The 21,813-nt window shown below is 50.5% G+C and carries 20 protein-coding genes; 11 read left to right on the forward strand and 9 right to left on the reverse strand.

Annotated elements, in window-relative coordinates; genetic code table 11:
- Positions 1-52: 52 nt before the first annotated feature.
- From AC04MQ_RS06165 to AC04MQ_RS06175, 3 genes are read right to left on the reverse strand one after another with little or no spacing between them, the layout of a single operon-like run.
- Positions 53-934: an EamA family transporter gene (locus tag AC04MQ_RS06165; protein ID WP_475391531.1), complete on the reverse strand. Its 882-nt coding sequence runs from the start codon at positions 932-934 to the stop codon at positions 53-55.
- A gap of 21 nt (positions 935-955) precedes the next feature.
- Complete coding sequence (locus AC04MQ_RS06170) at positions 956-1,840, reverse strand: pseudouridine synthase (RefSeq protein ID WP_475391533.1); 885 nt, start codon at positions 1,838-1,840, stop codon at positions 956-958.
- Positions 1,795-2,844 (reverse strand): hypothetical protein, encoded by a 1,050-nt coding sequence (locus tag AC04MQ_RS06175; RefSeq protein WP_015092276.1) that lies wholly within the window; start codon positions 2,842-2,844, stop codon positions 1,795-1,797. Before AC04MQ_RS06175 ends, AC04MQ_RS06170 begins: the two co-directional genes overlap by 46 nt.
- A gap of 110 nt (positions 2,845-2,954) precedes the next feature.
- Between AC04MQ_RS06175 and AC04MQ_RS06180 the strand changes: the two genes are divergently transcribed.
- The 4 genes from AC04MQ_RS06180 to AC04MQ_RS06195 all read left to right on the forward strand — a co-directional run bounded on the left by AC04MQ_RS06180 (position 2,955) and on the right by AC04MQ_RS06195 (position 7,075).
- The gene (locus tag AC04MQ_RS06180) at positions 2,955-3,458 is read left to right on the forward strand and encodes a hypothetical protein (protein ID WP_235046161.1); all 504 of its coding nucleotides are present in this window, start codon (positions 2,955-2,957) and stop codon (positions 3,456-3,458) included.
- Between the two features lie 222 nt (positions 3,459-3,680).
- Positions 3,681-4,790, forward strand: a complete 1,110-nt coding sequence (locus AC04MQ_RS06185; protein WP_475391536.1) for a VWA domain-containing protein — start codon at positions 3,681-3,683, stop codon at positions 4,788-4,790.
- A gap of 68 nt (positions 4,791-4,858) precedes the next feature.
- Complete coding sequence (locus AC04MQ_RS06190) at positions 4,859-5,602, forward strand: DUF5020 family protein (protein ID WP_015092273.1); 744 nt, start codon at positions 4,859-4,861, stop codon at positions 5,600-5,602.
- A 12-nt stretch (positions 5,603-5,614) separates the two neighbouring features.
- Entirely contained in the window at positions 5,615-7,075 is a 1,461-nt protein-coding gene (locus AC04MQ_RS06195; protein ID WP_015092272.1) for a methyl-accepting chemotaxis protein, read from the forward strand.
- Here the strand turns inward: AC04MQ_RS06195 and AC04MQ_RS06200 are convergent, their stop codons facing one another.
- The gene (locus AC04MQ_RS06200; protein WP_015092271.1) at positions 7,076-8,878 is read right to left on the reverse strand and encodes a protein-disulfide reductase DsbD family protein; all 1,803 of its coding nucleotides are present in this window, start codon (positions 8,876-8,878) and stop codon (positions 7,076-7,078) included.
- Between the two features lie 103 nt (positions 8,879-8,981).
- Here AC04MQ_RS06200 and motA point away from each other — a divergent pair, with 103 nt between their 5' ends.
- A complete protein-coding gene (gene motA / locus AC04MQ_RS06205; RefSeq protein ID WP_041578389.1) occupies positions 8,982-9,848 on the forward strand; it encodes a flagellar motor stator protein MotA in 867 nt (288 codons plus the stop codon).
- A gap of 59 nt (positions 9,849-9,907) precedes the next feature.
- Positions 9,908-10,864 (forward strand): flagellar motor protein MotB, encoded by a 957-nt coding sequence (locus AC04MQ_RS06210; RefSeq protein WP_015092269.1) that lies wholly within the window; start codon positions 9,908-9,910, stop codon positions 10,862-10,864.
- Here AC04MQ_RS06210 and AC04MQ_RS06215 read toward each other — a convergent pair.
- Positions 10,836-11,519, reverse strand: coding sequence for a TorF family putative porin (locus AC04MQ_RS06215; protein WP_051026328.1), 684 nt, complete (start codon positions 11,517-11,519; stop codon positions 10,836-10,838). The two genes, AC04MQ_RS06210 and AC04MQ_RS06215, sit on opposite strands and share 29 nt — an antisense overlap.
- Positions 11,520-11,628: 109 nt before the next feature.
- On the opposite strand from AC04MQ_RS06215, the gene AC04MQ_RS06220 reads away from it, so the two are divergent.
- Positions 11,629-12,459 carry an exonuclease domain-containing protein gene (locus AC04MQ_RS06220; protein ID WP_015092267.1) on the forward strand — a complete coding sequence of 277 codons (831 nt, stop codon included), beginning with the start codon at positions 11,629-11,631 and terminating at the stop codon, positions 12,457-12,459.
- A 113-nt stretch (positions 12,460-12,572) separates the two neighbouring features.
- On the opposite strand, the gene hflX is transcribed toward AC04MQ_RS06220, so the two are convergent.
- Positions 12,573-14,033: a GTPase HflX gene (gene hflX / locus AC04MQ_RS06225; RefSeq protein WP_015092266.1), complete on the reverse strand. Its 1,461-nt coding sequence runs from the start codon at positions 14,031-14,033 to the stop codon at positions 12,573-12,575.
- 274 nt (positions 14,034-14,307) lie between these two features.
- On the opposite strand from hflX, the gene AC04MQ_RS06230 reads away from it, so the two are divergent.
- From AC04MQ_RS06230 to AC04MQ_RS06240, 3 genes are read left to right on the forward strand one after another with little or no spacing between them, the layout of a single operon-like run.
- The gene (locus tag AC04MQ_RS06230; RefSeq protein ID WP_015092265.1) at positions 14,308-15,363 is read left to right on the forward strand and encodes an extracellular solute-binding protein; all 1,056 of its coding nucleotides are present in this window, start codon (positions 14,308-14,310) and stop codon (positions 15,361-15,363) included.
- A gap of 39 nt (positions 15,364-15,402) precedes the next feature.
- Entirely contained in the window at positions 15,403-16,977 is a 1,575-nt protein-coding gene (locus AC04MQ_RS06235; protein ID WP_475391539.1) for an ABC transporter permease, read from the forward strand.
- Positions 16,964-17,608: an ABC transporter ATP-binding protein gene (locus AC04MQ_RS06240; RefSeq protein ID WP_475391541.1), complete on the forward strand. Its 645-nt coding sequence runs from the start codon at positions 16,964-16,966 to the stop codon at positions 17,606-17,608. Before AC04MQ_RS06235 ends, AC04MQ_RS06240 begins: the two co-directional genes overlap by 14 nt.
- Here the strand turns inward: AC04MQ_RS06240 and AC04MQ_RS06245 are convergent, their stop codons facing one another.
- The 3 genes from AC04MQ_RS06245 to AC04MQ_RS06255 all read right to left on the reverse strand — a co-directional run bounded on the left by AC04MQ_RS06245 (position 17,609) and on the right by AC04MQ_RS06255 (position 20,267).
- Complete coding sequence (locus AC04MQ_RS06245; protein WP_015092262.1) at positions 17,609-18,007, reverse strand: hypothetical protein; 399 nt, start codon at positions 18,005-18,007, stop codon at positions 17,609-17,611.
- Complete coding sequence (locus AC04MQ_RS06250; RefSeq protein ID WP_475391543.1) at positions 17,997-19,190, reverse strand: C1 family peptidase; 1,194 nt, start codon at positions 19,188-19,190, stop codon at positions 17,997-17,999. Before AC04MQ_RS06250 ends, AC04MQ_RS06245 begins: the two co-directional genes overlap by 11 nt.
- A gap of 144 nt (positions 19,191-19,334) precedes the next feature.
- Entirely contained in the window at positions 19,335-20,267 is a 933-nt protein-coding gene (locus tag AC04MQ_RS06255; RefSeq protein ID WP_015092260.1) for a signal peptidase II, read from the reverse strand.
- 114 nt (positions 20,268-20,381) lie between these two features.
- On the opposite strand from AC04MQ_RS06255, the gene dacB reads away from it, so the two are divergent.
- Complete coding sequence (dacB, locus tag AC04MQ_RS06260; RefSeq protein WP_015092259.1) at positions 20,382-21,806, forward strand: D-alanyl-D-alanine carboxypeptidase/D-alanyl-D-alanine endopeptidase; 1,425 nt, start codon at positions 20,382-20,384, stop codon at positions 21,804-21,806.
- The last annotated feature ends 7 nt before the right edge of the window (positions 21,807-21,813 follow it).

Consider the following 21,813-nt stretch of genomic DNA (forward strand, 5'->3'; position numbering starts at 1 on the left):
GAATTGTGATCTATCCAAGGATAAGCGTCTCAGCCTGAGACAGCGGGGTGGTTTATTCAGAGACCGGACGGGAATATAGGGTGTTCGTCACCAAGGCAGCGCCAATGATTAAAGCGCCGACTATTTGAACTGGTGTCAGTCTTTCATGGAAAATCAAAGCCCCCATCAGGGCCGCAGTGATCGGCTCGATCATCATTAGCAAGGCCACTTCGGTGCTTTTCAGCTTTTGCAAGGCGGCCAGCTCCATGGTCAGGGGGATGATCGTGCAAACAAGGGCCAGGCCCAGAATGCTGGTGGCTTGAATATTCGAAAGGTTGCTGATCGCCGAATAGTGAGGATGATGGAAAACGGAAAGCGCCAGCGCACCGAACGTGATTACATACAGTGCGGAGGTGATAGGGCGAACATTTTTTTGCAGGCGCCCGGACAGTAAAACGTAGATCGCATAGCTGATGGCTGCGGCAAGACCTGCTGCCACGGCCCAGATATTTTTAACTTCTATATGGCCCCACAAAAGCATCACCAGGCCCGAGGAAGCCGCGACCAAACACAGAGCTTCCTTTCCGGATATCTTATCTTGAGTGAAGAAATGGGAAAAAATGTTCACCCAGAACGGATAGGTATAAAGCAGTAAAGCGGCGAGGGTGATGCTCAGCCCGTCGATGGCCATGAAATACATGGTCGAGAAAAACGCGTAGCCGAAAATCCCCAGCAGTGCCGCAATCACGGTCTGGCGCAAATTCAGTTTGACCCAGGAAGGTTTGAACAGCAGCAGGAAGATCCACAAAAGGACGGCCGCCAAAGCAAAGCGATAGGACAGAAGCTCTCCGACATTCATGCCGGATTCAAATGCCCAGGTGCCGAAGATCCCTAAAAAACCAAAACCCACGCTCGCTACAGAAATTTCCAAAGATCCGCGAAGACGTGGGTTCATGTTTTTCATAATGAAATGGCTTTAAATTTTTTTACCGTTTTTGTACTTGCTTGGTTTCTTGGTGGTTTTCACTCTGGAAGCCGGTTTCGCGGTTTTCTTTTCAGAAGTCGCGCGGCCTTTGTAAGTGCGTTTTGTTTTTACCTCTTCCGGATCATCCGCAAGGAAGATGCGTTGAACCGCAGCTTCGTTAAGGTAAACCAGCTGGCCGGTTTTTACCGCACCCATGCGCAGACGACCGATCGCCACACGCTGAAGTCTCATCACATCGAAACCGATTTTTGCGAACATCTGACGGATCTGACGGTTTTTGCCCTCAGTGATCACGATTTTGTACCATTCGTACTTTTCAGATTTGTTCTCGCCGGTTTTTTTGATCTTTTCAATGTGACGGGCAGATACTTTGCCACCAACGATGGAAACGCCTTTTTTAAGCTTTTCCAGCTGGAATGGTTCTGGTTTGCCGTTCAATTTCACAAGGTAAGTTTTGGTTACTTCGGCTTTTGGGTGCATGACCTTGTTGGCGAAATCACCATCGTTGGTCAAAAGCAGCATGCCTTCAGAATCCCAGTCCAGACGACCTACCGGGAACACGCGCACCGGAAGCTCCGTCAGATATTCTGCAACCGTTGGACGGTCGTGTGGATCATCCATGGTGGTCAGAACGCCGGTTGGTTTGTTCAGGATAGCATAGATCTTCTGGGACAGTGGCTTGCGCAGAGGTTTGCCATCAACAAGAATACGATCGCTTTGCGGATCAACTTTGATACCCAGCTCGTAAACGCGCTTACCGTTTACGGTCACAAGGCCCTCTTCGATCATGCGGTCTGCATGACGACGGGATGCCAGTCCACTGTCAGCAATTAGTTTATTAAGTCGAACTCTTTCAGAGGAGTTATTTTCAGACATTCTTCATCGGCCTCGGGTAATTGTTGAGTGATCAATATATCACCACTCAGGCCGGAAGAGGAGATATTCTTACGGTTGTACTCGGCGATGGCATGGCGGAGGTCGCGAGCCAGCAGAGTCATGAGCTTATCTCCCAAAAAGACGTTATCCACGGCGGTTTCAGCCTTGGAAAGCACGATAGAGGACCATTTCAAGGCCTCAGAATCACCCTGTTGGATTAAAGCGCAGGTTCTTTCAAGCTGGCTGACCAGGTCTTGATAGTAAGGATCGGTACGGCGGTCGACAAAGAACTGCTCCAGACGCTTGATCGGGAAAAGCAGGCGGGTTTGTTCCTGCAGCGGCTCGTTTTTCATTTCAAGCAGCTTTTGGAAAACATAACCACGCAACAGGGAGCCGGTGACCTTGTCGCCCACCACGCGGAACTGGGCCGTAATATACGGAGCCACCTCGATTTTGTGGGTGTGCTGCGAACTCAGTTCCAGGTCGGAGTTGTAGTAAAGAACCAGATCTTTGCGAAGAGGCTCCAAAAGACCGTCACGGATAGTGAATTTGCGGTCGAAAGTGCGCACTTCCAGGGATTTGTCTTCACGCAGAATGATGGCGACGGCTCTTTTGTTCTGATCCGGCAGGATACGGAACTTCTCACCTTCGGCGCACTGAGTCTTAAGATAAGAGCCCACCGCGTCAACAAGATCAGAGAAGTGCTCAATCTCAATCAGTTGAACTGATTGGGGGAAGCGGATCGGATTTAGGTCAAACTTCTGCTGGTAGAACCCGTTGAAATTCTCCAGCAAAAACTGAACTTCATGGCCCAATTGCTGCTTATTGGACGCCCAGTGCGGGTAATCCATGCAGTAATTGAAGAACATTTCGATCAATTCAGGGGTCAAAACGTCATCGGGATGAGGGAAACCGCGCAGGAAATTGAAGAAAGACAAACGCGTCGGTGTATTCTGAGGATTCAGATCAGAAACAAACTTCAAAAGTTGTCCGACTTTAAGCATTTTTTTCTGTCTCCTTCCCTCGGGCCCTAAAGTATGAACATTTGAATTTTTAGTCCAGAGAAAATATAATGGAAAAGAAGAATTTTTTAAGTCCTATGGAGGGGCCCGATATGCATAAAGAATTGAATCCGGAATTGTTTGGGGAAAAGAAAGTGGCCAAGAACACCGCTATGGACAGCGTTTCTGCCGTGGGGACATCCCCGAACAGCTACCTGAATACAGACCGCCAGATTTTCGAAGTCAAAGCCCAGAACCAGGCCCTGGCCGACCAGCTGAACAAGGTCGTCGCCACTGTAAACGAACTGATAAAGACCTCCAACATCAAGTTTGAAAAGCAACACCACCTTTTGAACCGCCTGGAGCAAAGCCACAATGGGCTTGCGACTGAGGCCGGTCAGAAGATCACCCAGCTTTCCCAGCGTGTGAACGAACGCAAAAGCTTCGACCTGAAAGTTCAGGAGATGGTCGACCGCCATAACAACGTGATCAAAAGCTTTGAAGTGCGCATGAACCACCTGCAAAAACTTCTGGCTGAAAAAGAAGCGCAGATGATTTCCAGCCAGGCGGCTTTGAATGAAGCCAAAATGGAGATCGCGCGCCTGAAACGTCTGTAATCTGAGCTGACCGAAGTTTAGTCAGTGTCAGGTTCCACCGCTTTGGCGCTTTTGGCGTCTGGAAGTGGCTGAAACGACCGTCGAAATTCAGAATGAGACATTGTAAAACCCGGTGAACTTTAGACAGGTCACCGGGTTTCTTTTTGATTGAGTTGGATCTGGCGGTTGGAACAACCCTTGCCTTAGAAGTCTTCACGCAGTTGTTGTAACGGGGTGGGGATTATGAAAAAGCAATATCTTGTTCTGACCATGATCTTTTTAGCTTCCACATTTCTTTTCCAGAATTGTTCTCCGTCCGGAGTTCAATTTGAACAGACCCGTGAGCTGGCTTCTGTGACTGAACCTGAAGTGATCTCTTCCGAAGTTGTTGTCGACAACGAGGCCGAAGCTGAAGAGGCTGCACCTGAAATCAAAACCAAAACTTTCACAGCGGCCTCCAAAGAAAAAGTCGTTGATATGGTGTGGGTGATCGACAACTCAGCTTCCATGAAAGGTCAGGCGGATATCATTCGCAAGAACTTTGAAAAGTTCGCCCATCTGGTGGAAAACCAGGTGGATCTGCGTGTGGCGCTGATTTCCAAAAAAGACTCTTTTAATCTGAAGACCCATGTGTCTTTGCCTGAGACCATGAAAAACGGTCAGCAGGTGGATTTCCTGGTGCACAGTTATAATGCTTTGCTGGTGGCGGCGGTGGCCAGCTGTCCTGAAACTGCTGCGGATGCGTTCTGCAAAAAGGTTCTGGCAAACAGCAAGTACGATAAAGTGTATTCCTCCTTGAATGGATTCTTCCGTCCACAATCCCAGAAGGTGTTTGTGTTCGTGACCGATGATGATTCTTCGGCGGCCAAGAACACAACGGTTCAATATGAAGCTGCCAATCTGAGTGGTTATACCGGAACAATCAAAACACTGGTGGTGGATGAAGACTATATCACTGCCGCGACTTTCCAGGGTCGCATGGTGCGCGCTTTCGGCAAAAACGGTTCTTATAAGGTCTTTGGTTTTGTGGCGGGTGCGGACAGCAAGTGCAAGGCTCGCGTAAGTACTGTGTATAACTCTTTGATCTCCTCCAGCGGTGGTGTGGGCTTTAATGTTTGTGATGAAGACTGGACAGCAAGCTTCAGTCAGCTTTCAGAAAAAGTCGTCGACTATGCCAGCACCGAATATTCCCTGCAAAGTGAGAACGTTAAAAAGGTTCTTTCCGTTAAGCTGAATGGGAAAGCTCTGATTCCGGGCTTGGACTACACGGTGGCTGACGGGAAGGTTGCTTTGAACCCGACCTTGGTCAAGTCACTGGGGAATTATATCATCGACGTCACCTATACAGAATAGCCAGTACTTCGTAGGGAAATATGAATGCGAGTTGTTTATAGATACTTAGGTTGTCTAACCTAGGTGGAATGGCAAAAAACAAAATTCTATTTCATGTGCTCGCATTTGTATTAACGACATCTGTTTCTGCGGTCTCGGCTGCTGCTGACTGGTCACAAACCAACATTCAATTCCTGCATGGGAACGAATACAAAAAAGGCAACGACGACAGCTATTCCGCCACCGTCGTGACTTTTGAGCATTTAAGCTCCTGGGCCTATGGCTCTAATTTCTTCTTCTTCGATATCACCAGCCCCGATACCGAAAACAGCACCTCTTATTACGGAGAGTTTTCTCCAGCCCTAAGTCTGGGTAAGACCGGTGTCTTTACGCCGCCTGAAGGGGTGTTGAAGGACGTTCTGTTGCAATTGAATTTTGAGATCCCGCAAGGACCTGCGCGCCGGGTGAATCTGGGTGGGGTGACCTTTGAATGGAAAGATCTGTGGTTCGATTATCTGGGAACTCAGTTCCTGTATCGCGATGCCTTGGGCGTCGATGGGCACACCGGTCAGCTGACTGTGGTGTGGTTGAAGCGGTTTGGTGGCGAGGTCTTCCCGCTGGAGTTTTCCGGTTTCGTGGACTGGGCTGGCCAGGAAGGTCCATTGAAGGACAACATCCATACTCAGGCCAACTTCCTGTACGACTTCAATCGCCGCACGCAGAACAAAGTGCCGCTGAAGATCGGGATTGAATACAAATACTGGAACAACAAATACGGCATCGATGGTGTGGTTGAAAATGTGCCACAGGCCAAGCTTCTTTGGATCTTTTAATAAGGAACGTCTATGAATTTGAAAGCACAGTTTAAAGGTCTTCGTGGAAAACTTCTGGGTGTGGCGGTGTTGCCGCTGATTGCGCTGTCGGTGACGGCCTGGATCAGTTTTCAGGGTTTCAGTCAGATCGGGACCATGCTGAACGAATCTTATGCAGTGTATGTGCCGAATATCCGTCTGTTGGGGCAGCTGAATCTGAATCGCGCCAACATCGGCTATTTTACTTTTGCGGCTTTGGCGAATAAAGACGACATGAAGGGCCGCGAAAACTTTGTGGGGCTGCTGGACCGTTCGGTCGAGTCTTATACGGCCGCGATGGCTGAATATGAAAAGCAGAACTTCATCGAAGGCGAGGCCGAGGCTTTCCGTGCGATGAAGGACAACTATCCAAAGTATCTTGAATACACCAAACAGGTGCGCGAAGCCCTGCTGCGCGGAACGCCAGCGGACTTTGAATTTGTGGTAAGCCTTGTGGATAAAGGCGGACCTTGGCAGGTGTTGCAGATCCAGATCGATCACACCATCACGAAGATCTATGAAATGTACACGGCCATCAGTAAATCCAACAATGAACTGCAAAAGAAAGAGCGTTCTCAAAAAGCCTCTTTGATTGTGGGCGTGGCGCTGGGTTCTTCGCTGGTGTTGTTCCTGATCATGTTGTGGATTGCAAACCGTGTTTCCGGATCTGTGGGCCGGGTTGTTGGGGCGCTGACGGAAATCAGTCAGAATGTTTCAGGCGCCATTTCCCAGCTGTCGGTGGCAGGCCAGGCCTTGTCGACATCTTCCACGGAAGCCGCTGCCTCGCTGGAAGAAACCGTGGCTTCGTTGGAGGAAATGACTTCCATGGTTTCGCGCAACTCTGACAGTGCCAAACAAGCATCGTCGCTGGCGGATGGATCTTCCTCTGTAGCCAAAGAAGGGGAGCTTGAAATTAACAGCCTTATTGAATCCATGTCTCAGATTTCCCGCGATTCCAAAAAAATTGAAGAGATCATCCACGTTATTGACGACATCGCCTTTCAGACGAATCTGCTGGCACTGAATGCCGCAGTGGAAGCGGCCCGTGCCGGAGAGCAGGGGAAAGGGTTTGCGGTCGTGGCAGAAGCCGTGCGAGCTTTGGCGCAACGTTCAGCCACAGCAGCCAAAGAAATCAATGGTCTGATCAAGGAAAGTGTCGAGCGAACTGAAAAAGGCAGCGTGGTGGCGGACAATTCCGGCCAGGTGCTGACCCGAATTGTTTCTTCCGTTGAGCAGGTTGTGGTTTTGAATCGCGAGATCGCTCAAGCCAGCAGCGAGCAGTCACAAGGCATTTCCCAGATCAGCAAGGCCATGAATCAGCTGGATCAGGCATCACAAAGTAATGCGGCGTCGTCAGAAGAGATCGCTGCAACAGCCGGAGAGATCGAGCGTCGTGCCCACGAGCTGCAGCAGCAGGTTCAGATCCTGAGTTCAGAAGTTCTTGGGGCCAGCTAATTACTGGCGGCCCTTTTCCATTCTTTTTACGAATTCCGGAGCTTTTTCAAACTGAGTCAAAGTCAAAGCATCAATCCACACGCCGTGTGGGTTGATGAATACCACCGTCGGCAAGCCCTGGATGTGGTATTTCTTTTTCAGCTCGCGCAGTTCGGGTGAATCTTTCGTGGCATCATATTTTAGCAGAACATAGTTTTCAGCCATAGCGCGCACGCGAGGATCCGTGAACGTGTGTTCTTCCAGTTCGTGGCAGGCTGCGCACCAGTCCGCCCAGAAATCGATGATCACCGGTTTCTGATCTTTGGTGGCTTGGGCCAGGGCCGCTTCAGAATACGGCTGCCAGTTCAGTTTTTGAATTTGATTGATGCTTGCGCCACCAATCATTTGCCCGCGGATGTAAGGGCGCAGATCCAGTACCGCAATCACGGCATAACCAATACCCACCACCAGCAAGGCCTGCATCAGACCTTTTTGAATATGGCGAAGGGCGCTTTGGCCTTTCACTGGCAGGAAGGCTCCATAGATGCTGGCTAGAACAATCAGGCCTATAGCAAGGGCTCCGTCAAACCAACGCGTTGGCAACAGCAATTCCAGATAGTAATAGAACGCAGAAAGCATCAATGTTCCCAGGATGAATTTAAATGCATTCATCCACGGACCGGAACGAGGCAGGGAATTGGCCAGTTGATTGAACAGACCCAGCACGATGAAAATCAATCCCAAGCCCAGCGCGTAAACAAACAGGTACAGGAAGCCCAGCATCTTGTTCTGCGTGGAGGCAACATAAGTCAAAATTGCCACCAGCACGGGACCGACACAAGGACTTGCCACGATACCTGCAAACAGACCCGTCAGATAAACACCGATGACACCTTGTTTTTTGGTTCCGCGTCCCAGCTTGTTGCGCAAGAAGGCTGGTACTTGCAGATCATAAAGGCCATACATGGACAGCGCCATCGCCAGGAAGATCACGCACACCACGGTCAGAACATAAGGATTCCCCAGACTTGCTCCGAACAGCCCTCCGCTGGAAGCCGCGGCCAGTCCCAGCAGCGAATACGTTGTGGCAATGCCCAGAACATAGATGCAGCTGGTGAAGAAGTTTTGCAGTCTTGTTCTTTCGTTGGAATGATTGCCCAGAACTGCCAGTGTGATTGGAATCATCGGGAAGATGCACGGAGTGAAGCTGGTGAAGATCCCGGCAAAGAATACAAAAATCAAACCCGCGATCATGCTGCTTCCCAGATATTTCTGGAAGTTCGCGGTGTCAAAGAAGTCCGTCGGTGCAACCATTGGTTGCACGTCAGCCTCTTGAATCTGAGCTTCACCTTCCACCATGGTCACGACAATCGGAACTTCAATCAGTTTTGTCGTCGGGAACAGGCAGAACTGATCTGAACATGCCTGATAGGTGAGCTCCATTTTCATTTTGGTGTGCTTTTTTAAGAAACGGTGAGGCGCTTCAATATGTGCGGTGAGTGTCGCGGCTTTTTCCACTCCGCTGCGCATTTTTTTCGAGAACTTATCGTGCCATTGAATCAGCGGCTCAATCTTGAACGGCGCCACTTTGAAGCCATCTGGTTCCAGAATCACCACGCTGAATTTGTCTTCATACGCGTGATATCCTTCGGGGAGCGTCATTTTAATTTCGATATTGCCGCCCTGACCCGGGCTCCATTCGTAAGGCACGACTTTGGTGTCAGCAAGCAAGGGGTCCGTGTCATTGGGATCAGCAGCCCAAGACCTTGGACTTGCGATCAGGGAAAGCAGGATGGCTACAACGTAAAACAGGCTGATTCTCATGAGTTTCCTCTTAGTATCTCTCCGGACCATGGGCAAGTTTATTTGCGACTGACTCAATATTAACACAGTTCGGTCCGATAGAGAAACTGAGAGGTCATATCTTATGGGTTTTGTAGGTATATTAGTTGTATTCGTGATGGTGTTCGGCGGCTTCCTTATAGCCGGCGGTAACATGTCCGTGATCATCAAGGCGGCCCCTCTGGAGCTGATGATCATCGGGGGCGCGGCCCTCGGAGCGTACATTATCGCCAACCCGATGAAGGTTATCAAAGCCGGATTCAAAATGGCTATCAAAGCAATGACAGCAAAGGGTCCGCAAAAGCAGGATTATGTCGAGTTGTTGCAGATGATGTTCCAGTTGTTCCAGGCTTTCCGTAAAGAAGGTCCTCAAGGTATCGAGAAACACATCGAGGAACCTGATAAGAGTGACATCTTTAAAGCCTATCCAAGTTTCATGCACAACCATCACGCGGTTCACTTCCTGTGCGACACGATGAAAATCACCCTGTCCGCTGAAATGTCCCCGTATGATGTGGATGATCTGCTTGATGCCGACATCAAAGCCATTCACCACGAAGAACACATGGCGGTTCACGCCGTGCAGACAGTGGCCGACGGTTTCCCGGGTCTGGGGATCGTTGCCGCGGTTTTGGGTATCGTAAAAACGATGGCCCATTTGACCGACGGGGTTGAAAAGATCGGTGCCCTGGTTGCCTCCGCTCTGGTGGGTACGATGTTGGGGGTTTTCGGAGCTTACGGTCTGATTGGACCAACTGCGACGAAAATGGGTGCGGATATCGATGCTGAAGGACGTTACCTTGGTTGCATCAAAGCCGCGATGGTGGCTTTGCAAAGAGGCGCGCCTCCGATTGTATGTGTGGAGTACGCTCGTCGCTCTATCATGCCTGAAGAGCGTCCATCTTTTGACGAAGTCGACAAGGCTACCAAAGAGATTAAGAAAGCAGCTTAATCGGCTTGGCCGAGGATGTGAAGGGGGCATAGCCCCCGTAACTGGACTGGAAATAAACTATGGCAGAAAAAAAGCAAACGATCGTTATCAAAAAGATCATAGTTTCGGGCGGAGGTCACCACGGGGGTTCCTGGAAGGTGGCCTTGGCCGACTTTATGACGGCCTTGATGGCGTTCTTCCTGGTTATGTGGCTGGTGGGGCAATCTGAAGAAACCAAAAAAGCGGTTTCTGATTATTTCTCCACACCTTCTGTTATTGAATACAACTTCCAGAACTTCGGTGCTGAAATCACTCTGGAAAAACTTTTCCTGGATATTCTGAATGAGCCGCTGAAGGCCTTCCAGAGTTTCATGGAGCCGGCGGATAAAACTCCAAACCTGCTGGACATGGGTTCCACGAAAGTGGTGGCGGCTTATCTGGCGGATCAGATGACCGACGTGGCTAAGAATGTCACGGTCACTCCGGACGGATATGATTTTGATATTCCTGACTACATGCTGTTTGAACGTGGCACGTCCACGCCGAATGCAAACTTTGTGAAGGTCATGGACAAGATCAAGGGTATCACCACCGGTTTGAAAGATGCGGATATCAAGCTGACTTCAGGTTTGTTCATTCAGGCCGTTCCGGATGGCAGTGTGATGTCTGCGAACAAAGTCGCTTCCGAGCGCTTTGATATGGTTCGTGCCAAGATCATGGCCACACTTGAAAACAACACCGTGAATGTCACAGGTGGCATCAGTGTGAAGGAAAAACGCGGTGAAATCGATCCAGCCAAGCTGGTTGGTTTTATCCGGGTGAAGATCGCTCAGAAGGAAATCACTTCCGATGGTCACAAGCCGCGCAAGCTGGAAACCCTGTTTGGCCCGTCCCGTGTGGATATGTCTGTGTATGACAGCTTTGTGAATCAGATCAGCAACCGTAAAGAGGCCGAAAAGAAGGACCTGAAACAGCAAGTGGATCAGGACCTGAAAGAAGAGACGGGAATTACAGATCCGTCGATGCAGACAGAATAAAGAAATAGTCGCCAGCCCCGTCAAATTGGGAGCTTTCACTGGTCGCGGTGAGAGCTCCTTCAAAGAAGATCACACCCCATTTTGTTCCCAGCCCGGTTCGTGCATCAAAGTACGGATTGATAGTTTCAACGTCCGGCGTGTTGTAACCGATTTCGTTGTTCCATTTCCAGCCGCCGAAAACATCCATGATATTGCCAAAACCAAAACGCTCTGACTTTTCATGGGTCGCTTCCCAGTTGGAATTTGTATCGTACATGATGCGCGACCTCCACAGATTCAGGTGCAGGCTGAGCAGATCCCCGTTATGGTCGCCCCCATTATAATACTGACTTTTGGTGTAACCGATTTCCATGGACGCGTTTTGTGAGAAATCCACTTTCACTTCCGCATTCATGCGCAGGTTGAAATGGTCATCGCCATGTTCATAGTTCGTGTTCGAACCCCAGACTCCCAGGCGGAATTGAGATCCGAAGTTGAACCAGAACGATCCCTGCAAAGCCGGGGAATTGTCGGATTGGGAAAGCCCGTGTTCCACATAGTGTGAAAGCAGGCTCACATCACCGGACAACGCAAAGGTTGGAGACGTGCTGGCTTTGGCGGCGGTGGCCCCCAAAGTGCTGATCAGAATAATGGTAAAAGCAATGTATCTTCGCATAGATAGTTCGCCTAATTGTGACCCAGTCTGCCGCGAAAAACAAAGTTTTCGCGCGGGCCTTGCACGGGGAACTGGACCAACAGCCCCAAGAAAGGTAGATTGGCCCGCTATGAATCTTGATTTACCACTGAATGAATACACTTATGTCGCCTTTGATACTGAAACCAGCGGAGCTTATCCGGTCGGGCATGACGTGGTCGAGTTTGGTGCCGTGAAGTGGTACAAGGGTGAAGAAGTCGGCCGTTTGCAGTTTTTGTTCAAGCCCCGCGAGCTGATGACTGATTTTATTATCGGCATTCACGGTATCACCAATGAAATGGTGGCGGATGCTCCGCTGATCACCGAAAAGATCCGCGAGATTCATGAGTTCTTCAAAGGGGCCATCGTAATGGCTCATCACGCACCATTCGATCTGGGGTTCATGGCTATTGATTTCGAGAAAAACCATCTGCCTTTGCTGCCGGAACCGGCTTTGTGCACAAGTCTTCTTTCCCGCAAATGGATTCACGGCGTGGAAAATCACAAACTGCAAACTTTGGTCAGACATCTGAACATTGACGGTGGTCAGGCGCACCGTGCTTATGACGATGCGAAAGCCTGCTTGCATGTGGGCCTGGCGTGTTTTGCCAAGATGCCGCCGGAAATGACCTTGGCCGGAGCCATTAAAAGCCAGGGGAAGAATCTGTGGTGGAAGGAATACTCTTTGGCGTCATTGAGTGCGCCACAGTTTAAATCCATCATCGAAGCGATTCAGACCAAAAAAGATATCGATATGGTTTATGAAGGTGGATCAGATCGTGGTTCCACCCGTCGTGTGACCCCGATTGGAATTGTCAGAAATCCAGACGGGGACTATCTGCAGGCGTTCTGCCATAAAGATCAGGCAGCAAAACGATACTATCTAAACAGAGTCAGCGACGCCCAAATCATCTGGATCTAAGGCGCACGCTGGATAATGAATTTGCAGCTGCGTTGCTCGTCGTCGGCGTACAGGGAGTACGCCTTCCTCCTTGCGCCTTGTGCAAATTCATTCTTCAGCGTGCTTGAGTTTGGTTATTCTTCGTCGATGTTCCAGCTTAGCTTTTTCTTTTTGCCTTTGCCTGGGGCCAGACCGAAGCGTTCTTTGATTTGCTCCAGGTCTTCTTTGCGAGCGCGAACTTTCAGCATCACGCCGTTGGCTTCATAGTTTTCTGAAAGCACGCGCATTTTTGCGCGGATATCACCGATGGCACCCTGAGTGGTGTACGGGATCAGAACGTCTTCTTCGACCATGGCATTTTCAAAGTGCTTCACAAGTTTCGTGTGCAAAGCTGCGATGTCGTCCGGATTCTTGGCCGACATGAAGTGCGCTTCCGGGAATTCCTTCGCCAGTTCCGCTTCTTCTTCCTGTGACAGGCGATCGCGCTTGTTGAAGATCAGCATGCTCGGGATGTCCTGAGCGCCCACTTCGGCCAATACCGTGCGGGTGACTTCCAGTTGTGAGCGGAAGGTCGGGTCAGAGCAGTCCACCGTATACAAAAGCAAAGAGGCATTTGCCGCTTCATCCAAAGTGGATTTGAAAGACGCCACCAGATCATGGGGAAGTTTTTTGATGAATCCAACAGTGTCGGACACAAGCATCTTGGGACGTGTTTCGGGATAAAGCACACGAACCGTGGTGTCCAGGGTTGCAAACAGTTTGTCGGCGATCAGTACGTCACTGCCGGTCAATGCACGCATCAAGGAAGACTTGCCCGCATTGGTGTAACCCACCAGTGCCACAGTCAGCTCTTGTTCGCGGCGGGAACGGCGCGTGTCCAGTTCCTGGGAAATGGAAGCCAGTTCCTGTTTCAGTTCTTTGATGCGGTCGCGGATCTTACGGCGATCCAGCTCGATGCTGGTTTCACCAGCCCCTTTACCGCCACCACCCTGACGGTCATCGCCAGCTGTGGATTCACGCATGCGCGGAGCTACATACGTCAAACGTGCAATTTCAACCTGCAGGCGGGCCGCGCGAGTGCGTGCGTGACGGCTGAAGATTTCAATGATCACGCCCGTGCGATCCAGAACCTGTGCGCCAGTGGCGCTTTCAAGATTGCGCAACTGGGATGGGGAAAGGTCACAGTCAATAACAACGACCTGAGCTTTTTCCTGGGGAGTCGTGTCACCGGTGGAGTCCATGTCCTCGGCACCCTCTTCGACCTCGAAAACTTCTTCGACGTCATCGCCGAAGAGATCGTCTTCTTCTTCATCTTTTTTAAAGCGCAAAGCCGCTTTGTGTTTTTTCTTGGTGAAGTTCGGACTGATTTTGCCCGTACCGCCGGTCCACTCGGCCAGCTCTTTCAGTTTACCATCACCCAGCACGGTGGCGGTTTTGGTAGAGCTGCGACGCTGGGACATTTGACCGACAACTTCATACCCAAGAGTGGTGACCAGACGGGAAAGTTCCGTCAAAGAACCCTTAAGTTCCTGATCTGAAGTGCGTTGAAGTTGGATACCGACAAGGACGGCTTTAAGAGGCGTGGTTTCGTTCATGGCGAACGGTATAACACAGGCCTTGGCAAAAGCCAGCGGGACCTGAAAAAAGTCTTTAAAATCGGGGGGATCGGTTCCCCGGAATGTAGCAAATACCCGCTCCGGTGGCGGCAGTTGCGGGGACTCTTCACTTTCGCCGCAAAGGGTAATTCCAAGGCGTTTTTCTTTAGCTTTTCATTACCGTCAATTAGGGCGCTTTTCTTGCCCGGGCAGGGGTCCTGGGATAGGTTGCACGGGTTTTAATAACACTGTCCTCGAAGAGAAAGGATCCATCATGTCTTCCAAAATGATGTTGTATGCCGGCTTGCTATTGGCCACTGTTTTTCAATCCGTTCCTGCTGTGGCCGCTGATAAGGTCACCAAAGAAGAAATCGTTGTTTACTCTGCCCGCAAAGAGGAATTGATCAAACCTATCTTTGATCAGTTCACCAAAGAAACCGGCATCGCCGTGAAATTCCTTTCTGACGATGCTCCGAAGCTGATTGCGCGTCTTGAATCTGAAGGTGCTTCCAGCCCGGCGGATATTCTGATCACAGTGGATGTTGCCAATCTGACTATCGCCAAAGACAAGGGCCTGTTCGCACCTGTGAAATCCACAGTGCTTGAAAAGAACGTTCCGGCGATCTATCGCGACAAGGACAACCAGTGGTTCGCCCTGAGCAAACGCGTGCGTGCGATTTTCTACAATAAAGAAAAAGTAAAACCAGAAGAGCTTTCCACATATGAAGATCTGGCAAGCCCGCGCTGGAAAGGTGAGATCCTGACTCGTTCGTCTTCTCACCCCTACAACCAGTCTCTGCTGGCGAACATCGTGTCTGTACACGGTGTGAAAGACGCCCAGAAATGGGCGGATGGTTTCGTGGCGAATCTGGCACGTCCTCCTCAAGGCGGGGACTCGGATCAGTTGAAAGCCGTTGCGGCAGGCGAAGCGAAACTTGCGGTGGCGAACAGCTACTATTTCGGTCGTATGATGGTGTCTGAACTTCCGGAAGACAAACTGGTTGCGCAAAAAGTGGGGATCTTCTTCCCGAATCAAAAAGCCGGTAAAGGGGATTTGACTGGCGCGCACGTGAACATCAGTGGTGGTGGTTTGCTTAAAAGCAGCAAGAACACTAAAAATGCCCAGAAGCTGCTTGAGTTCCTGACAGCGGATCACGCACAGAACATCTATGCAGCCGCCAACAAAGAATTCCCGGTGAATCCGGCGGTCAAAGCGGACGCTGTATTGGCAGCGTGGGGACCGTATAAAAATGAAGGCACTAATTTGTCTGTGTGGGCGAATCACAGCAAAGATGCGACTCGCATCGCTGACAAGGCCGGCTGGAAGTAATTGCCGGTGCTGAGGTTTCTGGCTGTCTTAGTTGCATCTTTGTGTATAGCACCTCTGTTGCTGGTGTTGTCCGCGTGGTGGTTGCCGTTCACACCTGAAACGGCCGACAGCTGGTTGCATGTCTCAGAGAATCTTTTGAATTCATACATTCTGCAAACGTTGTGGCTGTGCCTGGGCGTGGCCACGATTTGCGGATTTTTCGGTGTTACAGCCGCCTGGCTGACCTCGCAGTTTTCTTTCACGGGCCGCCGCTGGCTTGAATGGGGCATGATTCTGCCCCTGGCGGTTCCGGCTTATATCTCGGCATATTCTTATGGCTGGTTGTTTGAATACGCCGGTCCCGTGCAGACCCTCTTGCGTGACTGGATGGGCTGGTCGTCCCGTGGGGATTACTGGTTCCCGCAGTTTCGCAGCTTGGGTGGGGCGATGTGGGTGCTGGGAATTTCCACCACTCCTTACGTTTACCTTCTGGCGCGCACAGCTTTCTTGTCTCAACCCCGTGAATGGTGGGAAGCCGCTGCGACTCTGGGGACTTATCCCGCACGTTTCTTCCGCAAGATTGCACTGCCTGCGGCACGGCCTTTTATCGCCACGGGGATTGCACTTTCTTTGATGGAAACCATCGCGGATATCGGTACGGTCACGGTGCTGGGTGTGCAAACTGTCAGTGCTGGCATTTATCGCAGCTGGTTTTTCATGAGCGAGCCTTTGGTGGCCGCTCGTCTGGCGGGATTGCTTTTGATTTTTGTCTTTGTCCTGATGGGTGTTGAAGCTTTGGGTCGCCGGGGGATGCGCTACAGTTCTTTGCGCCAACACCAGCAAAAAGATCTGGTGCGGCTGCACGGCGGGCGAAACGTGCTGGCTGTGATGGCGTGTGCGCTGCCGGTGATTGCAGGTTTTTTGCTGCCAGTGGGGATTTTGCTTCGTCTGGTCAGTTATTCGACGTCATGGGGTTTTATGGAATCCCTGAGTGAATACCTGTGGCAGTCGGTGCGCCTGGGTGGCTTCACCGGAGTGCTTGCCGTGACGGCGGCTTTTGTGATGGTGTGTGCGGAACGTTTTCACGCCCAGTGGCTGCGTCTGGTGACGTTGCTGGCAAATCTTGGATACGCGATTCCGGGGGCGGTGGTGGCCGTGGGGCTGATGATGCTCTTTGGTTGGTTGCGTGAATCTACGGGTTCGACTTTTATTATTACCGGCAGTATCGCGGGTCTGCTGATTGCTTACACGGTTCGTTTTATGGCGACGGCTTACAGTCCATTGCACAGCGGGATGTTGCGCATTCCGGAAGAAATGGATATGGCTGCGGCTTCGCTGGGTAAGGGAAAAGCCAAAACAATTTTTCTGGTGCATGTACCTTTGTTGATGCTGTCGTTGTGTACGGCTTTCATTGTCGTGTTTTTGGATACGGTCAAAGAACTTCCGGCGACCTTGATCCTTCGTCCCTTTGATGTAAAGACCCTGGCCGTGGCGGCTTTTGAATTTTCCAGTGATGATCGCTATATTGAAGCAGCCCCTTATTCTTTGGTTTTGATTGCGATGTCTACAGTGGCCGTGATTCTTTTGCACTGGGTGCAAAAACGCAGTTTGGAGTGGCGTGATGTCGAGCATTGAGCTTAAAAATACTTCTTATCGTTATAAAGTCGGGGGCGTCACCGATGTTTCTTTCGTGGTACCTGAAGGAAAAATCGCCTGTCTGCTGGGGCCTTCCGGCAGTGGCAAAACCACGCTGTTAAAACTGATCGCGGGCTTTCTGAAGCCGCAGGCGGGAAGCATTGTCATCGGTGGTGAGGTGATTGCGGGCGAGGCCGGACGTTTTGTGCCACCTCAGGAAAGAAAGATCGGTCTGGTGTTTCAGCAGCACGCTTTATTCCCGCATTTGACGGTGGCGAAGAACATTCTTTTCGGTTGCACCCGAGACAGCAAGGAAGAACGCCAGGATCTTTTGAAGAAGCTTTTGCAGGACTTCCGGATCGAGCAGCATGAACATCGTTATCCCCATCAGATTTCAGGCGGGGAGCAGCAGCGGGTGGCTATTGCGCGTGCCATTGCATCCGATCCGAAACTGCTTTTGATGGACGAGCCGTTTTCAAGTCTGGATAAAGTTTTGCGGGATCAGGTTCAGCAGCAGTGTCTTGAGGTGATTCGGGCTCGTGGACTGACCACGGTGATGGTCACCCACGATGAGGAAAGTGCGAAGGCCATGAGGGATTTGATCATCCGCCTGAAAGCCCCGCAGTCGTAATCACTTGCGCGGTCGCAGATAGTGGCGCACCAGTTCGCCGGTGCTTACAAATGATCCGTCCTTAAAGACACAGCGATCCAGAGCGAACCATTCTTTGGACGCTTCAAATTCCAACAATTCCGGCTTGCCACCCAGTTTGCGGCACAGATTGAAACCTGGATTGCTTTTTTGGTCCAGAATATCCGCCGTCTTCACCTCGATATCGACCGTGAAAGCCGTGCATTTGCGGCTTTGGCAGTCCTTGGAGTAAAGCTCGGTGCGGTCTTCATTGAAACAATAGGTCTGTGCTTCAACGACTTTGGTTTCTGCGTTGTACGGCATGCGGAAGCTGCCTTTTTGGCAGGTCAGATCCGCAGCCAAAAGGGGCGTTGTCAGGAATAGAATCAGACTACTTAACATATGTTGCACCCTTGCCTCGTTTTACGATGTCCGCTTTCGGAATCCAGATATTACCCTCTTTGCACTGATAAGAAGGATCATAGAAACCACAGCTTCGTCCCCAGGAATTTCTTAGAAGATATTCGCACTGTCCGGACTTTTCATTGAACCTGCGGCCCACCAGCACGCTGGCGTGCATGCCCAGCTCGGAATAGTCCCGGCGGTCGCCAAGGCCCTGAGCATCGTAGCTTAGTACTACTGGATTTTTCGCCGTCAATTGCTCATCAATTTCATCACCCAAGGACTTTTCACGGAAGGTCCATGGGGAAGAGACTTTCAAATCGGTCTTGATGCGCTGTTTGCACGTGCGGTTGGCCATTTGATCGATGAAATCCGCGCGCGAAGAAGTTTTCAGGATGTGTTCCAGATCCTTGGTGCTCACATTCGGGAACAAACGGCGAGAGGTCTGATAAACCTTTTCACAGTTCGGGGCCGACCACGAAGTGATTTCATCCCGGCCCAGTTTGTCGATCTCAGTGATCAGCTCCTGGTATTCACCGTTGATGTTGTCTTCGCTGGGGAAATCTTTTTCAAGGCACAGACCTTTTTCGATAGCCCCTTCCAATGCGCCGGATGGGAAGCCGCCCTCAAGGCTGCCGGCTTTGACCCCGACGTACTTGGCACCTGTGTTGAACAGGCTGTCATTGTAGTTGACGGCAATATCGGCTGCAGAGATCTTCTTTTTTAGTTTGAAGGACAGCACATCCGCGGCAGCAAAGGCATAACACCAGCCGATGGAGTCCTGATTTCGTACCGGGCCCATCTCTTTGCTGACGTCCATGGGTTTGCAGGATTGTTTTTCACGGGCATAGGATTTTTCGGCCTTCGCTTTAAGACCGTTAGTGAAGGACTTCAGAATGTTCGGAGGAAACCCCAGCTCTTTGCCATAGGCGGTATAGGCTTCCACGAATTCGTTGATTCTGCCGGTGTTCGCATATTGTTCCATGTCGACCTGAATGCGATTGAATTCAGCTCGAAGAGTTTGAGTGCGCAGGGTTGAATAGAAAGTGTCAGGTACACCCAGTTTGCGACTTGGAATCTTGCATTTCTGCATGCGACTAGTCAGTGAATCGATTTCCATCGACATGTCGTATTTTTGATAGCCTTGAGCGATTTGTTTGGCCTGCATTCGGATGCTGGACATGCTGCAGTTGTCGGCAAGAGCCTCTGCAAAAGGGAAAATGGCCAAAAATAGGAATGCAATCAATGTACTGCGCATGCTTTGTTTATCGGAATTCAGAGGGAAAACCTGTGGATTTCGAAGGAAATCAGGACCAAAAGAGGGGGCTTAACCCTCTTCTTTGTATTCGATCACATTTACGGTACGTTCTTTTTTAATCTGGTGCAGCCGTTTATTGATTTCATCGGCCAGTTCTTCCAGATGTTTGAACTCATCGCCGGTACGAAGTTTCAGATGAGCATCCGCCTTTCCTTCCAGGGCCTGGTTCAGGAAGCGCTCAAAGGCATAAAGAGGTCCGGCGATGCGGTGGGAAATCAGACGACCTACCGCAAACAAAATCGCGCAGAAAGCGACCGAGATGATCATAAACGTGATCACAAATGGCACCAGGAATTTATTCAGCAAAAAGGCGTTATTACCCACCAGTTCCTGAATTGTCACACGCATGTACGTATAGGAAAACACCGAGCAGATCAGGGTCAGACTTAAACCCACACCCATCAGAATGAAGCAGTACTTCAGCTGGAACGGCATGTTCACCCAATATTGTTTGCGCACGTTGTTTTCGGGCCACAGCAGTTCGCCTTCACGGATGATGGCATAGACGATCAGCCCATAACCCACCCATTGCAGGGCATCGGCGACATTGAACGCCGGGCTGGACAAGGACGGCGTGCCGACCACGATAAAGTCCACCACGTAACCCCAGATGATGCGGTCGGTGACGTTTCCGATGATTCCACCAATCAGAATGGAAAGGCCGGAACGCAAAGTAAGGGATTTGATCGGAAGCAGGTATTGAATCAAAGCATAAGTCGCCAGCAAAAACGCGCCGCCCGTGGAAAGGGACACGATACGCAGCACAGACGGCAGATCCGAGAACAGTCCCAGCATAGCCCCATGGTTATGATGAAGAACGAAGTGCACCGGACCATGGGATTTTAACTGCGTGATTCCTGTCGCCCAGATCTTGGTGATGCGGTCCAAGGACCACGTCGCCAGAAGTGGCAGAATCACAATTAGCCATTCACGTTTTTTCATGAACTTCAGTCTAACAAGTGACTCCAAGACTTGCGAAAGAAAACTAAGAACATTACCATCGTCCAGACACGTTTTGTCTGCGGGATTTGGGTCTTTTTGGGAAGGGAATTTTTGATGAAAATTATTCTGAATGTTTTGCTGATCGTTTTGGTGGCGATGTCTGCTTCCGCCGATGATAAGTTTAAGGATATTTCCAAAGAGTTTGAGGCGCTGGCCAAGAAATATGGTGTTAGTTCCAAGGATGTTGGGATTTATGCGACCATCGGGGAAGGCGAAGAGCTGAAGACCCTTCTGGATGTGAACGGGAACAAGATGATGGTCCCGGCATCCATTTCGAAAATTGCGACAGCGTCGGCGGTTTTGGCGTCGTTTCCTCCGGGGACCAAGTTTAAGACTCAGCTTTTGACCAGCGGCGACCTGAAAAACGGAACTTTAAAGGGGACTTTGTACCTTAAAGGCGGCGGGGATCCTTCATTTGTATCTGAAAACATGTGGTATCTGGTGAACGCTTTCACCCGCACCAAAATCAAAAAAATTGAAGGGGATATCGTCGTTGATGATTCTCTGTTCGACAGTGTTCGTTACGACATGAGTCGGCAGAAAGAGCGCGTGGATCGTGCCTATGATGCCCCGGTCGGAGCGATGAGCTTTAACTGGAACTCTGTGAATATCTTCGTTCGTGCAAACGGCGCTGGTAACGGAGCAGACGTCACGATTGATCCGGAAAATGATTATATCCGTCTGATTAATAAGGCCAAAACTGTGGGTGGTTCTGCGAACAATCTGCTGGCGGATCGTGATGAAGACAAAAAGTTTCCGGGGGATGTGATTCACGTCGGCGGCAGTATTGGTCAGGGTTTGAAGGAAGTGGTGGTCTTTAAGAACATCACGCAGCCGGACCTTTGGGCAGGCTACAATCTGAAAGCTTTCCTGGCCCAAAGAGGAATTCAACTGACCGGAACGATCCGCAACGGTGTCACACCAGAGAAGGCCGAACTGGTCGCTGAATCGGAAAGCAAACCGATTGAGCAGATGGTTGCCGACATGAACAAGTTTTCAAACAACTATGTTGCCGAAATGCTGACCAAGAATCTGGGGGCAGTGAAAAAAACAAAAGGTGCGACGCTGGCTGATGGCGTGCTTGTTATCAATGAGCACATGCAAAGTCTGGGTGTGCCGGCAGAACAATACAATCTGGAGTCTCCTTCAGGTTTGTCGCGCCAGAACAAGCTGTCATCCTTCGCGATGTGGAAGGTCCTGCAGCATTTACGCAACGATTTCCGGGTCCAGCCGGAGTTTTTGACTTCCTTGCCGATCGCGGGAGTTGATGGCACGCTGAAAAAACGCATGAAGAATTCCCCGGCAGAACGCTGGGTGCGTGCGAAAACGGGATTCCTGACGGGCGTGGTCTCATTAGCGGGTTATGCGGGTTTGGAGGACGGGCGAGTTGTGACTTTCTCTTTCGTTTACAACGGTTCCACGGATGAGACGAAGATTCGCGCGTTTTTTGATAATTTACTTATCTATCTTGTAAAATAAGCCGATT

The organism is Bdellovibrio sp. MYbb2, assembly GCF_056175685.1.

Coding starts and splice junctions, on each gene's coding strand:
- AC04MQ_RS06165 (WP_475391531.1), bottom strand. CDS start 934: ATGAACCCACGTCTTCGCGGATCTTTGGAAATTTCTGTAGCGAGCGTG.
- AC04MQ_RS06170 (WP_475391533.1), bottom strand. CDS start 1,840: ATGTCTGAAAATAACTCCTCTGAAAGAGTTCGACTTAATAAACTAATT.
- AC04MQ_RS06175 (WP_015092276.1), bottom strand. CDS start 2,844: ATGCTTAAAGTCGGACAACTTTTGAAGTTTGTTTCTGATCTGAATCCT.
- AC04MQ_RS06180 (WP_235046161.1), top strand. CDS start 2,955: ATGCATAAAGAATTGAATCCGGAATTGTTTGGGGAAAAGAAAGTGGCC.
- AC04MQ_RS06185 (WP_475391536.1), top strand. CDS start 3,681: ATGAAAAAGCAATATCTTGTTCTGACCATGATCTTTTTAGCTTCCACA.
- AC04MQ_RS06190 (WP_015092273.1), top strand. CDS start 4,859: ATGGCAAAAAACAAAATTCTATTTCATGTGCTCGCATTTGTATTAACG.
- AC04MQ_RS06195 (WP_015092272.1), top strand. CDS start 5,615: ATGAATTTGAAAGCACAGTTTAAAGGTCTTCGTGGAAAACTTCTGGGT.
- AC04MQ_RS06200 (WP_015092271.1), bottom strand. CDS start 8,878: ATGAGAATCAGCCTGTTTTACGTTGTAGCCATCCTGCTTTCCCTGATC.
- motA (WP_041578389.1), top strand. CDS start 8,982: ATGGGTTTTGTAGGTATATTAGTTGTATTCGTGATGGTGTTCGGCGGC.
- AC04MQ_RS06210 (WP_015092269.1), top strand. CDS start 9,908: ATGGCAGAAAAAAAGCAAACGATCGTTATCAAAAAGATCATAGTTTCG.
- AC04MQ_RS06215 (WP_051026328.1), bottom strand. CDS start 11,519: ATGCGAAGATACATTGCTTTTACCATTATTCTGATCAGCACTTTGGGG.
- AC04MQ_RS06220 (WP_015092267.1), top strand. CDS start 11,629: ATGAATCTTGATTTACCACTGAATGAATACACTTATGTCGCCTTTGAT.
- hflX (WP_015092266.1), bottom strand. CDS start 14,033: ATGAACGAAACCACGCCTCTTAAAGCCGTCCTTGTCGGTATCCAACTT.
- AC04MQ_RS06230 (WP_015092265.1), top strand. CDS start 14,308: ATGTCTTCCAAAATGATGTTGTATGCCGGCTTGCTATTGGCCACTGTT.
- AC04MQ_RS06240 (WP_475391541.1), top strand. CDS start 16,964: ATGTCGAGCATTGAGCTTAAAAATACTTCTTATCGTTATAAAGTCGGG.
- AC04MQ_RS06245 (WP_015092262.1), bottom strand. CDS start 18,007: ATGTTAAGTAGTCTGATTCTATTCCTGACAACGCCCCTTTTGGCTGCG.
- AC04MQ_RS06250 (WP_475391543.1), bottom strand. CDS start 19,190: ATGTCCAGCATCCGAATGCAGGCCAAACAAATCGCTCAAGGCTATCAA.
- AC04MQ_RS06255 (WP_015092260.1), bottom strand. CDS start 20,267: ATGAAAAAACGTGAATGGCTAATTGTGATTCTGCCACTTCTGGCGACG.
- dacB (WP_015092259.1), top strand. CDS start 20,382: ATGAAAATTATTCTGAATGTTTTGCTGATCGTTTTGGTGGCGATGTCT.